At 44.7% G+C, this 13,898-nt stretch carries 14 protein-coding genes; 6 read left to right on the plus strand and 8 right to left on the minus strand.

Going from position 1 to position 13,898, the window contains the following annotated elements; all coding sequences use genetic code 11:
* Positions 1 to 64: 64 nt before the first annotated feature.
* From ychF to DKT73_RS12070, 7 genes are all read right to left on the minus strand, one after another.
* On the minus strand, positions 65 to 1,156 hold the full coding sequence (gene ychF, locus DKT73_RS12040; protein ID WP_111638805.1) for a redox-regulated ATPase YchF: 1,092 nt from the start codon (positions 1,154 to 1,156) through the stop codon (positions 65 to 67).
* A gap of 25 nt (positions 1,157 to 1,181) precedes the next feature.
* Positions 1,182 to 1,766 carry an aminoacyl-tRNA hydrolase gene (gene pth / locus DKT73_RS12045; protein WP_111638806.1) on the minus strand — a complete coding sequence of 195 codons (585 nt, stop codon included), beginning with the start codon at positions 1,764 to 1,766 and terminating at the stop codon, positions 1,182 to 1,184.
* 19 nt (positions 1,767 to 1,785) lie between these two features.
* On the minus strand, positions 1,786 to 2,364 hold the full coding sequence (locus tag DKT73_RS12050) for a 50S ribosomal protein L25/general stress protein Ctc (RefSeq protein ID WP_111608966.1): 579 nt from the start codon (positions 2,362 to 2,364) through the stop codon (positions 1,786 to 1,788).
* A gap of 69 nt (positions 2,365 to 2,433) precedes the next feature.
* Entirely contained in the window at positions 2,434 to 3,381 is a 948-nt protein-coding gene (locus DKT73_RS12055; protein WP_072842118.1) for a ribose-phosphate diphosphokinase, read from the minus strand.
* An 84-nt stretch (positions 3,382 to 3,465) separates the two neighbouring features.
* Positions 3,466 to 4,320: a 4-(cytidine 5'-diphospho)-2-C-methyl-D-erythritol kinase gene (ispE, locus tag DKT73_RS12060; RefSeq protein WP_408631193.1), complete on the minus strand. Its 855-nt coding sequence runs from the start codon at positions 4,318 to 4,320 to the stop codon at positions 3,466 to 3,468.
* A 5-nt stretch (positions 4,321 to 4,325) separates the two neighbouring features.
* Positions 4,326 to 4,904: a lipoprotein insertase outer membrane protein LolB gene (lolB, locus tag DKT73_RS12065; protein WP_111638808.1), complete on the minus strand. Its 579-nt coding sequence runs from the start codon at positions 4,902 to 4,904 to the stop codon at positions 4,326 to 4,328.
* 11 nt (positions 4,905 to 4,915) lie between these two features.
* Entirely contained in the window at positions 4,916 to 6,703 is a 1,788-nt protein-coding gene (locus DKT73_RS12070; RefSeq protein WP_111638809.1) for a tetratricopeptide repeat protein, read from the minus strand.
* Between the two features lie 198 nt (positions 6,704 to 6,901).
* Here DKT73_RS12070 and hemA point away from each other — a divergent pair, with 198 nt between their 5' ends.
* The 3 genes from hemA to prmC are packed head-to-tail and all read left to right on the plus strand — an operon-like array spanning position 6,902 to position 10,147.
* Positions 6,902 to 8,170 (plus strand): glutamyl-tRNA reductase, encoded by a 1,269-nt coding sequence (hemA, locus tag DKT73_RS12075; protein ID WP_111638810.1) that lies wholly within the window; start codon positions 6,902 to 6,904, stop codon positions 8,168 to 8,170.
* Between the two features lie 3 nt (positions 8,171 to 8,173).
* Positions 8,174 to 9,262 carry a peptide chain release factor 1 gene (prfA, locus tag DKT73_RS12080; protein WP_111608960.1) on the plus strand — a complete coding sequence of 363 codons (1,089 nt, stop codon included), beginning with the start codon at positions 8,174 to 8,176 and terminating at the stop codon, positions 9,260 to 9,262.
* Positions 9,263 to 9,307: 45 nt separating this feature from the next.
* On the plus strand, positions 9,308 to 10,147 hold the full coding sequence (prmC, locus tag DKT73_RS12085; protein ID WP_111638811.1) for a peptide chain release factor N(5)-glutamine methyltransferase: 840 nt from the start codon (positions 9,308 to 9,310) through the stop codon (positions 10,145 to 10,147).
* A 45-nt stretch (positions 10,148 to 10,192) separates the two neighbouring features.
* Here the strand turns inward: prmC and yaaA are convergent, their stop codons facing one another.
* Entirely contained in the window at positions 10,193 to 10,975 is a 783-nt protein-coding gene (gene yaaA, locus DKT73_RS12090; protein ID WP_111638812.1) for a peroxide stress protein YaaA, read from the minus strand.
* Between the two features lie 91 nt (positions 10,976 to 11,066).
* Between yaaA and DKT73_RS12095 the strand changes: the two genes are divergently transcribed.
* The 3 genes from DKT73_RS12095 (at position 11,067) to DKT73_RS12105 (ending at position 13,858) form a co-directional block, all read left to right on the plus strand.
* Positions 11,067 to 11,252 carry a hypothetical protein gene (locus tag DKT73_RS12095; protein ID WP_111638813.1) on the plus strand — a complete coding sequence of 62 codons (186 nt, stop codon included), beginning with the start codon at positions 11,067 to 11,069 and terminating at the stop codon, positions 11,250 to 11,252.
* Positions 11,253 to 11,306: 54 nt separating this feature from the next.
* Complete coding sequence (locus DKT73_RS12100; protein WP_111638814.1) at positions 11,307 to 12,218, plus strand: bile acid:sodium symporter family protein; 912 nt, start codon at positions 11,307 to 11,309, stop codon at positions 12,216 to 12,218.
* Positions 12,219 to 12,310: 92 nt separating this feature from the next.
* Positions 12,311 to 13,858, plus strand: coding sequence for a methyl-accepting chemotaxis protein (locus tag DKT73_RS12105; RefSeq protein WP_111638815.1), 1,548 nt, complete (start codon positions 12,311 to 12,313; stop codon positions 13,856 to 13,858).
* The last annotated feature ends 40 nt before the right edge of the window (positions 13,859 to 13,898 follow it).

Raw genomic sequence — 13,898 nt, forward strand, 5'->3', positions numbered from 1 at the left:
GCGATATTATTCATATAACTTGTTAATGGGTCAAGTCTTTTTTCTTAAAATGTTTTAATATCTCTTAAACATTAAAGCGGAAATGCATCACATCGCCGTCTTTTACAACGTAATCTTTTCCTTCTAAGCGCCATTTTCCTGCTTCTTTAGCGCCACTTTCACCCTTGTATTGAATGAAATCATTGTAACTGATCACTTCAGCACGGATGAAACCTTTTTCAAAGTCTGTGTGGATCACACCTGCGGCTTGTGGCCCCGTTGCTCCTTTTTTGATGGTCCAAGCACGAACTTCTTTAACACCTGCTGTAAAGTAGGTCTGAAGGCCCAGTAATTCATAGCCAGCGCGAATAACTCGATCCAGTCCTGGCTCTTCCATGCCCATTTCATCGAGAAACTCTTGCATCTCTTCCGCATCGAGTTCAGAAATTTCCGCTTCAAGTTGGTTGCAGATAGGGACGACCATGGCGCCTTCTGCTTCAGCAATCGCACGTACTTGATCAAGATGTGGGTTGTTTTCGAAGCCATCTTCAGCCACGTTGGCAATGTACATGGTTGGCTTCGTGGTGAGTAGATGAAGCAAACGGACTTCTTTTTTCTCATCATCTGACATGTCCATAGCGCGAACGGGCAAGCCGTTTTCTAAATGCTCTTTGATGCGTTCAAGGAAGGCTTTATGAGCAATGGCATCTTTGTTGCCGCTTTTCGCGTTTTTGGCAGTGCGGAAAAGTTGCTTATCAATGGATTCGATGTCCGCAAAAATCAACTCAAGGTTAATGACTTCAATGTCTAGTTTTGGGTTGACGTGGTTAGACACGTGAATAACATTATCATCTTCAAAGCAGCGAACCACGTGAGCAATGGCATCGGTTTCACGAATGTTCGCGAGGAACTTGTTGCCTAGGCCTTCGCCTTTTGATGCGCCTTCTACTAGGCCTGCAATATCAACAAACTCCATCGTGGTTGCCAGTACACGTTCTGGTTTCACTATTTCGGCTAACGCGTCTAAGCGTGGGTCTGGCATAGCAACGACGCCAGCGTTTGGCTCAATAGTACAGAATGGAAAGTTTTCTGCGCCAATACCTGCTTTGGTTAATGCATTAAATAGAGTCGATTTACCAACGTTAGGTAGCCCAACGATGCCGCAATTAAAACCCATAGTGAGATTCCTAATAATTAAATGATTATGCTTTGAAGCTATGAAGCTGATTCATCACGGCATTTAATTTACCGCATACAATGTCATCAACATAGCGTAATGATTCGTCAATTGTTTGTTCTATTTTTGCGTAGTCGTCTGGCGCTGCTTTTTTTAAAACATAATTAGCAACTTGGCTTGCATGGCCAGGATGCCCTATGCCAATTCTTAGACGGCCAAATTCTCTATTGTTTGCCAGCTTTGCAATAATATCTTTTAGTCCGTTGTGCCCACCATGTCCACCGCCTTGTTTTAATTTAACTGTGCCAGGGGGGATATCAAGTTCATCGTGAACAACAAGGATTTCTTCGGGAGGGATTTTGTAGAATTGACACACGGCTTGAACCGCTTTGCCACTCAAATTCATATAGGTGGTAGGAATGAGAAGGTAACACTCTTCACCAGCTATATAAACTTTGCCAAATTGGCCGAAAAACTTTTTTTCTACGCGAAGAGCGCATTGACTCTGACGAGCCAATGCCTCAATCCACTGAGCGCCTGCATTGTGGCGAGTATTCTCGTACTCGCTGCCTGGGTTTCCCAAGCCGACTAATAATCTGAAACCTGCCACAATACTGCCTTCAATGATCTTAACGTTTAGACTTACCGATACGAGCGATAGGTTGGTCGTGGTCTTCGCCTTTAAGCAAAGATACAAGCTCTACGCCTTCTGGAAGGATAACATCAGACAAGTGGAAGATTTGATCAAGTTGGCCTTTGATCACGTCAACAACCAATACTTCAGGAAGATTTGCTGGCAAGCAACGTACTTCAGCCAATTTAGATTCGATAGTCAAACGACCACCTTGGCTCTTAACACCTTCACTTTGTGCCGCATTGATGAAGCTTAAAGGCACGCGAGTAGTGATTACTTTGTCAGCTTGAGCGCGCTGAAGGTCCATGTGCATTACGGCGCCGCTTGATGGGTGGCGTTGTAGTGCTTTCACAAGAACTTGTTCCGTTTTACCTTCAACAGTTACTTCAACTAGGCCAGTCAAGAAGCCAGGAGTAGCAACGGCTTTAAGTAGTTCGTTGTCTTTGAAAGAGATAGATACTGGAGCAGTATCACCGCCATAAATAACAGCTGGCACTAGGCCTTCGTTACGAAGGCGGCGGCTCGCACCTTTACCTTCTTGAGTACGTGCTGCGGCATTAATAGATAATGACATGGTATTTTCCTAATAATTAATAAAGTTTGTGCCCAGAAATGCGACCCGTTCCGAGCGTTAGTGTTTGGTTTAGGCCCCAAACATGGCACTGATGGACTCTTCGTTGCATACGCGACGAACAGCCTCAGCCATAATGTCAGACATCGACAATTGGCGTATTTGAGGGCAGTTAAGCGCCTCTTGTGTCAATGGGATGGTATCAGTCACGACCAACTCATCAAGCACGGAATTTTTGATATTTTCAATGGCTTTGCCAGACAGTACTGGGTGAGTGCAGTAAGCAAGCACTTTAGCCGCTCCGTGTTCTTTTAGGGCTTTCGCCGCGGCACACAGTGTTCCGCCAGTATCGCACATGTCATCTACTAGAACGCATGTTTTGCCTGCTACGTCACCAATCAAGTGCATGATCTGGGCTTCGTTAGCACGAGGGCGACGCTTGTCGATGATGGCTAAGTCTGCATCATCCAGTAATTTTGCAAAAGCACGAGCACGAACAACGCCACCGACATCAGGTGACACAACAGTAATATTTTCATGTCCTTGACGTTGCAAATCATCGAGCAGCAAGGGTGTTGCGTAGACGTTATCGACAGGGATATCGAAAAAGCCTTGTATTTGGTCTGCGTGCAGATCCACTGTTAATACACGGTTGATGCCTACTGCGGATATCATATCGGCAACCACTTTTGCGGTAATCGGCACACGTGCAGAACGCACACGACGATCTTGGCGGGCATACCCAAAATATGGAATAACCGCGGTTACACGAGTCGCTGAGGCACGGCGTAAAGCATCGGCCATCACGATCAGTTCCATTAAATTGTCATTGCTAGGGGCACAGGTCGATTGAATAATAAAAACGTCTTTACCTCGAACGTTTTCGTTGATCTCGACCGTAATCTCACCGTCGCTAAATTTACCTACGGTTGCGTTGCCGATAGGTAGCCCTAGGCGGCGAACTACCCTACGAGCGAGTTCAGGATTTGCATTACCGGTAAAAACCATCAACTTGGACACTGTATATACCCTTTGTATTTTGTAGCGATGACTATTGGTTGACCAAGGAAAACTGGCCGGGGAAAGTGTGTTTATACAGGCACACTAGCTCCTATTTTGCTTAATCCACTGGTTTAATGCATCGTGTGTTGGCGAAGTGTTACAGCCACGGCAAACCCAACTTTGCCATTTTGGCGGCGTAGACGATTTTACTCGCTCAGCATCGTGTATATTATCGAATGCTAAAAACAGGCAAGCCCCCGTTCCTGTTAGCTTCGCATCGCCATGATTTTTCAACCATAAATACGCTTCATTCACTTCAGGATAGTGCTGTAATACCACGTCTAAGCAATCATTATGCCCACCCAGCTTCAAGGCGTGCGATATTCTGAGGGGAGGGGTGTCTCTTGTCAAATATTTATCGGTAAAAATTTGACCAGTTGAGACATGAACATTGGGCTTAAGAAGTAAAAAATAGGGTGTGTCTAGCTCGACTTTTTGTAGCTTCTCACCCACTCCTTCGGCGAAGGCGGCAAACCCCATAACGAATACTGGAATATCTGCCCCTAGTTTAACGCTAAGCTGCGCCAGTTTTTCTAAGGATAAGTGACATTCCCAAAGCACATTTAAAGCTAACAGAGTGGTGGCTGCGTTAGAGCTGCCGCCTCCGATTCCGCCTCCCATAGGTAATTGTTTTGTGAGCATAATATCCACACCGAAAGCGGAATCTTGCTTGAATGGCGTCAGCAATTTTGCCGCTTTATAAATAAGATTATCTTCAGTGGGCAATTGCTCGATCGTGGGCGAAATGGTGATTGTATTATTGTGTGTGAGCGAGAAGTCGAGGGTGTCACATAAATCAATAAACTGAAACAAGGTTTGCAGTTCGTGGTAGCCGTCTTCTCGTCGTCCCGTAATGTGTAAAAATAAATTTAATTTTGCTGGAGAAGGTAGTTGCATCTTGATTACTGAATAGTCCATTGATTAATAATTAAATTGACTCGGAAAGGCGGGTTTGACACCTGCATTCTCTGTGGTAAGGATAAACCGTCAACTTTGGTAAAATTATTATAGGTGATTAGCCAGCCGTCCTGTTCGATCGTGTTAGGCAATTTGCTAATTGGGTCTTGAGATATACGCGACGGTGAATTGGGCGCAGCGAGACCTCTAATCCAGTAGGTTACTTGTTCAACAGGAAACTCCCAGCCTAACTCTTGTTGTAATAAAGCAGCAGGGTTGTTGCCCGTTACAATGGTGTCCTCATAAGCTAAGGTAACCATCCCGTCTTGGTTTTGGTCTAGCTTGGTTGCACCCTGGCCAAAGGGGCCAACAATGCTGAGTGCAAAGGTCTTTGGGTCTTTTTGCCAGTTGAAATTACCTGATACAGCGTCTTCTTGAGTGCGTATGCCCACTCTACCGGATGTTTCCCATTTTGAGATGGCATTGACATTATCCGGTGGCGGTGTTGTCGGTCCTGTTGGTCTAGAACTACAGGCGCTGATAATAGTGGCAAGAGCGAAAAGGCTGAGTAAGCGATAGTTCATGATGCTGTATCCTATTTTGATTCTTCAAGCAACGACGGTGAAAGTCGTTTAATAGTGTCGAGTAAAAGGGGGGTGTCTGGCGATGTTTCTAAAGCGCTTTTCCAAACCTCAAGGGCTTCTTTGTAATGTCGCTGTTTCCATAATGATTCACCATAGTGTGCGGCGATTTCAGCATCAGGTAAGATAGACCATGCTTTTTTTAAATAATAAGAAGATTGCTCAAATTCGCCTTTTAGGAAAAATCCCCAGCCTAGGCTGTCAATAATAGCAGGATCGCTGTCGGCTTTTTCGTAAGCCGATTCTATATACCCCATGGCTTCGTCAAGGCGTTGTGTACGCACGAGTAGTGTGTACCCTAACGCATTAAGATACTGTGGGTTTTCAGGGTCTTTTTGCAAAAGTACTTGCAGTTCGTTTTCTGTGATGGACCAGTATCCAAGTGTATCGGCTAATAAGGCTTTTTGATAGCGTAAGGCGTCAGAGTCCGGGAACTCGGTGAGTGCTTCGCTAAGCAATTCATAGGATAAACGAGCGTTCCCATTTTCTTCATGAATTTGACTGATGGCCGCAATTTGCTCAGGAATGTCTTCTCGATGTGTGCGGTTTAAGACCATGGCATTAATGCTGTCTTCTTTGCCTTCTTCATAGAGCCATAATGCTATTTGGCTGGTGGCATTGGTGCGCAAGGTTCCCTCGACCCTTTCCATAACCTTTATGGCTTGTGATTTTTTGCCCAGCTGAGCAAGGGCAATGGCTCTTAAAAACTCAATTTGATCAGATAAGCCGAGTTGTCCTTTGGGAAGGTCGTTGGCAATATTTAGAGCCAATTGTGGTTTCTCATATTCAAGCAAAGTACGCATCAGGTTGATGCCAACTTGCAACTTCTCTGGCGTGTCTAAATTTGCTTGTAGGAAGGTGTCGACCGCACGCTTGGTCTGGTTGTTGTCTACAAGAAAATCCATTAAAGGCACTAATATTCGGCTATTTTGTGGAAAGCGCAGAGTGGCCGCTTCTAATGTCTTAACCGCGTCACCTACTTGTCCTAGGTTCTTTTGACTAAATGCCAATATCAAATAAAGGGCTTCGGACTTTTCACTGTTGACACGTATCAATAATCGCTCAGCGGTCTCGATAGCGGATTCATACTCACCAGAGAGTAGTAGTATGTGCGCATGACTTAACTGCACGTATTGGTTGTTTTTTGTTTCTGGTGGCAGTTCTGCTATGGCAGCTTCAATGGTGCTTACTTGGTCATTGTCACGAACATGGTCTTCAAGATAAATAGGCAAAAAACGCAACGAAACTTTATATCTCATGGCATTCATTAGAAGCGTCGTGACCTCTTCTGCGCGATTGTTTTTGACCAGAACTTGTAGCTTTAATGCGTAGGCGGCTTCTGCAGTAGGAACTTTAGAGAGCCATAAGTTCGCACTTCTTTCTACATTAAGATCATTTTGCGAAACGACCGCAATATAGGTGAGCCTTTCGATCAGCGCGATGTCGCCGGATTGGTTAGCAAGTTCATAAAAGGGCTCAAAGGCTTTGTTTGGGCCTTCCCGTTGCAACATAAATTCGGCACTTAGCAATTCTTTAATTTTGCCGTTGTCAGCGTTTTTTTCGCCATCGGTAAGTTGCGTGCCGAGTGGCAAAGAGTTTTGTTGTATGGCACCGTTATGACTGCAAGCGCTTAGAAATGGGAGTCCAATAAGCGCTAATAAAGTAAAGAGCCTTTTTGAGTACGATGTTGTGTGTGTATGGCCTAAAACAGAAGGCATGTATTTTCTCGATGCTAAATTCATATAACCCTTATGGTATCGCTAGCGGCTCGTTATGTCAGTCATAACTATAAACTAATCCTATTACTTTTATTGCTTATATGGGGTGCGCAAAAAAGTGAATTTCTCGTATAATGTGTCTTCTTTATGTAAAGAAGTCATGTTAGGGCAATGGATGCTCCTGTCATTACCTTAAATCTCGATATTTGAGAAGAGCCTTTAATGCCGCTAATTACTGTAGGTGTCAATCATAAAACCGCGCCCGTATCGATACGCGAGCGTGTGGCTTTTGCGCCTGAAAAAATGATCGACGCCTTGTCTTCTCTGATCGCTGAGAAGAGAGCCAATGAAGCCGTTATTGTGTCGACCTGCAATCGAACAGAGCTTTATTGCTCCGTTGAAGATTTTACTAAAGTCGACGATGTCATCGCATGGCTCAGTGATTATCACGGTATTGCTTTGCCAGAGTTGCAACAATATTGCTATACACACGCTGCTGATGACAGCGTACGTCACATTATGCGCGTCGCTTCAGGCCTTGATTCGCTTATTCTTGGCGAACCGCAGATTCTTGGTCAAGTAAAATCGGCGTATGCCGTATCGCAAGAAGGGGCTTGTATTGGTCCAGAGTTGGAATCGTTATTTCAACGCACTTTTTCCGTTGCTAAACGAGTGCGAACGGATACGGCGATCGGTGAAAACCCTGTGTCTATTGCGTTTGCCGCTGTTAGTTTGGCACAGCGAATTTTTGCCGACATTAGGAACAGTACGGCCTTATTGATTGGGGCGGGGCAAACCATTGAGCTGGTTGCCAGACACCTGAAAGAAAATGGCATTAAACGTATCATAGTGGCTAATCGTACCTTAGCGCGCGCTCAGATTTTAGCCAATGAACTTAATGCGGAAGCCATTATGCTGGGTGAGATAGGGGACTATCTGTCGCAAGCAGATATTGTTATTTCCTCCACCGCGAGTCAATTGCCTATTATAGGTAAGGGGATGGTTGAGCGTGCTACCTCAAAACGCCGACATTCACCTATGTTGCTCATTGATATTGCGGTACCTCGCGATATTGAGCCCGAAGTCGAAGAGGTGAACGACGCCTATCTTTATACGGTGGATGATCTTCATTCAGTGATTGAAGAAAACGTCAGAGCAAGGCAAGATGCTGCCAAAGCCGCAGAACAAATGATTGAAGAAGGTGTGGATTCGTACCGACGAGTAGTGGAATCCCGAAAAGTCTCTGATTTGATTGTTAATTTTAGACAATCCGCGGAAGCCATAAAAAATACCGAATTAGAAAAAGCACTCAAGGGTCTTGAGATGGGACAGTCGCCAGAGCAGGTACTGAATAAACTCGCTCATGGTTTAATGAATAAGCTCATTCATGCTCCGACGCGCTATTTGCGCGATGCTGGCGCAGAGGCCGATCAACACGCATTAACCATCGCCTCAAATGTATTGGGCATCTACGAAGAAAAAGACAACTAAAAAATGAAAGAATCCATTAAGTTAAAGTTAGAGAGTTTATCCGATCGTTATGACGAACTGTCAGCGCTATTAGGCGTGGCAGAAGTCATTATGGATCAGGACCTGTTTCGTGCTTACTCTAAAGAATATGCGGAACTTGAGCCAGTGGTAAAGTGTTTCAATGAGTTTCAGCAAATTGATGAAAATATTGCTGAAGCCGAATTGATGATGACCGATTCCGATCCCGATATAAAAGAAATGGGCGTTGAAGAATACAAAGCCGGACAGGCGCAAAAAGAAGCTTTGCAATTGGTTTTGCAAAAACTGCTTTTGCCAAAAGACCCAAATGATTCGCGAAACGTATTCTTGGAGGTTCGTGCTGGCACAGGCGGTGACGAGGCGTCTATTTTTTCGGGAGATTTATTCCGCATGTATTCGCGTTATGCGGAGACTCAGGGCTGGAAAGTTGAAATCGTCAGTGCCAGTGATGGTGAACATGGCGGTTACAAAGAGGTGATTGCTCGAATCGTTGGTGATGGGGCTTATTCAAAGTTGAAATTTGAATCGGGTGCTCATCGAGTACAGCGTGTTCCAGCAACGGAATCACAGGGCCGCATTCATACCTCTGCTTGTACGGTAGCGGTCATGCCTGAGATGGACGAAGTGGATGACATTATTATCAACAAATCGGACCTTCGAATTGATACCTTTCGTGCCTCTGGTGCGGGTGGTCAGCACGTTAACAAAACCGATTCTGCTATTCGTTTGACGCACATACCAACCGGTGTGGTGGTCGAGTGTCAAGAAGAACGCTCTCAACATAAAAACCGTGCTAAAGCGATGTCTCTCCTAGCGTCTCGATTGCTTGCGGCAGAGCAAGAGAAAGCCGCGAGTGAGCAATCGGAAACGCGTAAATCTTTAGTGGGAACCGGTGATCGTTCGGAGCGTATTCGAACCTACAACTACCCTCAAGGGCGTGTTACGGATCATCGTATCAACTTAACTTTATACAAGCTGGATGAAATTGTAGCGGGCGATTTAGATTCGTTAATTAACCCATTGGTCAATGAATTCCAAGCAGAACAGCTGGCTGCGTTAAGCGGTGATAATTAATGGGTTCTGGCAATTTATAAACACGAAATAAGGTAATCATCACCCATGCGAATGGATGAACTGTTAAAAGGCGCCTATGAGCGCCTTTCTTCTGTTTCGGATACCGCCCAGTTGGATGCGCAACTGTTGCTTGCTCATGTTCTGACTGTATCAACGTCTTATTTTTACACCTGGCCTGAAAAAATGGTCGGTAGTGATGATATTACGCGATTTAATGATCTATTAGCGCGACGAGAACAGGGTGAGCCGGTGGCGTATTTGTTGGGATATCAGGCGTTTTGGAGTCTAGATCTTGAGGTCTCTCCTTGTACTCTGATTCCTCGCGCCGACACGGAAAGGCTAGTCGAAGCCGCTTTGTCTGTAGTGGATATGAGCAGAGCAAATCGTATACTCGACCTTGGTACGGGAACGGGAGCCATTGCCTTGTCGTTGGCGTCTGAGTTACCTCAATCGACAGTTATTGGTGTGGATCTTATTGAAGAGGCTGTGGCGTTGGCCAAACGTAATGCGGTGCGAAATCGCCTAACGAATGTGGCCTTTTTACAAAGCAGTTGGTTTGAGGCACTTGAAGACGCCGAGCCGTTTGATTTGATCGTATCAAATCCACCCTATATTGACCCTGATGATAAGCATTTGTCACAGGGGGATGTGCGTTTCGAGCCAAAAAGTGCTTTGGTGGCAGAAAAACAGGGTATGGCTGACATTGAGCATATCATTCAGCAAGCGCCTAATTATATGGCGCCAAATGCTTATCTGGTCTTCGAGCATGGTTATGATCAAGCCGCTGCGGTTCGAGCCTGTCTAAAAAAAGCGAACTTTGTTGCGATTGAGAGTTTTCAAGACTTAGGTGGCAATGATCGCGTAACGATAGGTCAATATAGCTAACGAAGTGAATGCTTACTAAATGCACACACTTCGTTAGCTAAGCGGTTATTTCTTAGGTTGCGCACTTTCTGGGCGAACAAACACGGGGCTGTCTTTTGTGGATTGTTGTGAGTCGTAACGGTAGCCAGCGAGATCAAATGCCTTAAGTTCATCCAGCGTGTTGCAGCGATTTTCTATCAGATAGCGTGCCATTAATCCGCGTGCTTTTTTCGCGTAAAAACTGATCACTTTAAACTGGCCATTTTTTTCATCAAGAAAGTTGGGCGTAATAAGCGGCGAGGTCAGTTTTTTCTTATTAACGGCTTTGAAATATTCGGTAGACGCCAAGTTGACTAGCAGCTCGTCTTTATCCAGTAGGTCATTGATCTTATTCACTAAGATATCTCCCCAAAACTGATAAAGATTTGCGCCTCTAGTATTCTTAAGGCCTGTGCCCATTTCCAAGCGATAGGCTTGCATAAGATCTAACGGTTTTAAGAGGCCATATAACCCACTTAAAATACGCAGGGACTGTTGCGCGTATTGCATGTCACTTTCACTTAAGGAGTAAGCATCGAGTCCTGTGTAGACATCGCCCATAAAGGTGTAGATGGCTGGGCGACTGTTTTCTTTCGTGTGTTCCTGTTGCCACTCTTGATAGCGCGACACATTTAACGTCGCAAGCTTATCGCTCAGCTTCATAAGCGAGGCGATATCCGCGGGTGAATAGGGCCTGATGGTATCAATGAGAGCTTGAGACTCGTCTAAAAGTTCAGGTTGACTGACGAGATCGATACTGGGGGTTGAGGTTAGGTCCAGTGTTTTAGCGGGTGATATTAAAAACTTCATAAGGATTCCATTTGCCTGATCATTGCGTTTGTTAAAGATTATCCATAGAGTGCCGATAGATATCCAGACAATGCGTTAATAGAGATAATTTATGAAGAATAATCTGATACCATTTCCTTCACCTCGTCATGTTAGTGACGAAAAAGAGGTTTCTCTTGCCTCCAGTGATGAGTTAAGGGCGCTTCGAGCGGCATTCGATGAAGCTCGTGCTGACTGGGTGTTGGAGCGTGCAGAGTTGCCTGAAAATAATAAAATCTATTGTGGTTCAAAAAAATAATAAAAGAATCTTTTGTTGTTTTTGCTTTGGGCTGCTCAATAAGGCGTTTACCCCATGTTAGTGTTCCTTGTTCGTCATTCCCTGCCTTGCATGTTTGTATTTGCGATATTGGGGTTCTTGCTGCCTTCGGTATCATTGGCTTTTTTCCCTTTTTTACCCATCGTTCTTTTTACGCTGATGTCTCTGACGTTATTGGGGATGAAGCAGAACGAACTCATTAAGCGGTTATGCAGCAAACCAATTTGGTTGTACGCTGTATTGCACTCCGCTGTTTGTATGGGGGTGGTTAGTGTTACTGGCTGGTGGTTGTCATTTGATGCGGATCTTTTGTTGGCCGTGGTTGCTGTGGCGGCAACAGGTTCTTTGTTTGCAACGCCAGCCATTGTTAGAGCGTTAGGTTTTGATAGTCTGCAGGCGATGGCGATGACCATTGCAACAACATTGACGTTACCCATCTCCATTTTTATCGCGTTGGTCTTTTTTCAGACACAGCATGTTGAGTTAGATTGGGCGAACTATTTTATTCGCTTAGTGGTGTTTATATTTGGTCCAATGCTGTTTTCATTTCTCGTTCACCAGTTTGTTCCTAGAGATGGCTTAAACCGATTCTTAATGGCGATCTCCCCTTATACTATTTTGCTGGTATTTGCGTTTCCTTTTGGGCTTGTAGGGAGTTTTCGTGTCTTATTTGATCAAGATCCTATGATGGCATTGAATTATTTTATAATTGCGACAGCCTTATGTTTGCTGTTCTTTGTTCTGTCATATGTTGTGTATAGAAAAAACGGCAAAGCCATTGCTTTAACGGCCGCGATTACATCGGGGAACAGGAACGTGTTACTGACTTACAGTATTGCCGGAGTACTACTGGGGCCCGCTTTTCTTCCCCTTGCTGGCGCCTTACAAATCCCCACATATTTGTTACCAGTCTTTACTCGCTGGTTAAACAAAATCTTACTAAAATAAAATGGAAGAATCTATTTTCTCGTCTTACTTAGACTCTCGCCTACAATTATAAAGACAGATGCCCAGAGGGTTTGCTTAAGGATAGTGGTTCTATGCGTAAAAATACTCCTGTTACAAATCAAGAAAAGACGTTTTCGAAAGAAGAAAAACTGGTTTCTACCACCGATTTGCAAGGCAATATTATTCATTGCAATGAGGCTTTTATTAAAATCAGTGGCTTTGAAAAAAAAGAATTAATTGGTAGTCCTCACAACATTGTGCGTCACCCTGATATGCCTGAAGAAGCATTTCGAGTCATGTGGGAAACGTTAAAACAAGGAAAAGCCTGGATGGGGCTCGTCAAAAACCGCTGTAAAAATGGCGATTTTTATTGGGTTGATGCTTATGTAACACCGGTAACTGATTCAGGGAAAGTGGTTGGTTATGAATCGGTAAGAACCGTGCCTAAACGTGAAGATGTAGCAAGAGCTGAGAAAGTATATAGACGCATTGCTCTCGGTAAGCGTGTTATGCCAAGCGTATTTGCGTCTTGGAAGTTTGTGTTGCCAGCTATCAGTCTTGTGGTAGCTGGAGCCGCTGCCAGCATGAATATTACGTATGGTGCAATTGTCTTAGCCATCGCAAGTTTGCTGGCAAATGGTCTATTCTGGCTCAATCATTCTCGATTGCAGGCCATTTTAAGAAAACGTTTGTCGACATCTTTTTTGCATCCTTTAGCCGGTGTGACTTATTCGGACAGCGCGCTGGATATTGCCATTATGGATGTTGGAGTGAAAAGTTTGCTGTCTAGAATGGATGCCATCCGAACTCGTTTTGAAGATGAATCCTTAAAAGTGTCTGAGCAATCCAAAGTTGGCTTAGCGTTAACCGTTGAGACCACGAAAGGAATGTTAAGTCAGCAGCACGAAACACAAGACGTTGCGGCGGCGATGCAACAAATGACCACGACGATAAATGACGTTGCCCAGCATGTGCAAATGACAGCTGACAGCGCTAAGTCTTCTTTCGAATCTGCCAAAGTAGGGCAGAAAGTGGTACAGGAAACGCGTCAGTCTATTCGTCAGTTAAGTGAGACAGTGACGGACATTAGTACCACGGTACAAGAACTGGCGAATCATTCGGAGAAAATAGCCCAAGTGGCACAAATGATTGACCAGATTGCAGAGCAAACTAACTTGTTGGCGCTAAACGCAGCGATAGAAGCGGCACGTGCTGGTGAACATGGGCGTGGTTTCGCGGTAGTCGCCGATGAAGTTCGTCAGTTAGCACAAAGAACTCAAGGATCGACAAAAGACATCCACCATATCATAGAGACCTTACGCAGCGGTGCACAAAACTCCGTGGTGATAGCGAATCAAGGCAAGCAAGACGCGGTAGAAGGCTTAGACAAGATAGCGGAAATGGAAGCCTCGTTTGAAACAATCGTTGGCGCGGTCTCCAATATTAGTGACATGGCAATGCAAATGTCGGCTGCGGTCGAAGAGCAGGCGCAAGTATCAGAAGATATTAATAAACAGGTGGTACGTATCTCCGACCTATCAATCGAGAGTTCTGAGAAATCCAATCTCTCCAGCGAAAGCATCCGTGTTTTGCAAGGTGTCGCTGATAATATGCACGAATTAGTGGTTCGTTTTAAATAGCGATTCAATGAATTTGTGTGCATCAAAAAACGCCGTTACT

Origin of the sequence: Marinomonas shanghaiensis (assembly GCF_003259175.1) — a bacterium.
Taxonomy (GTDB): Bacteria; Pseudomonadota; Gammaproteobacteria; order Pseudomonadales; family Marinomonadaceae; genus Marinomonas; species Marinomonas shanghaiensis.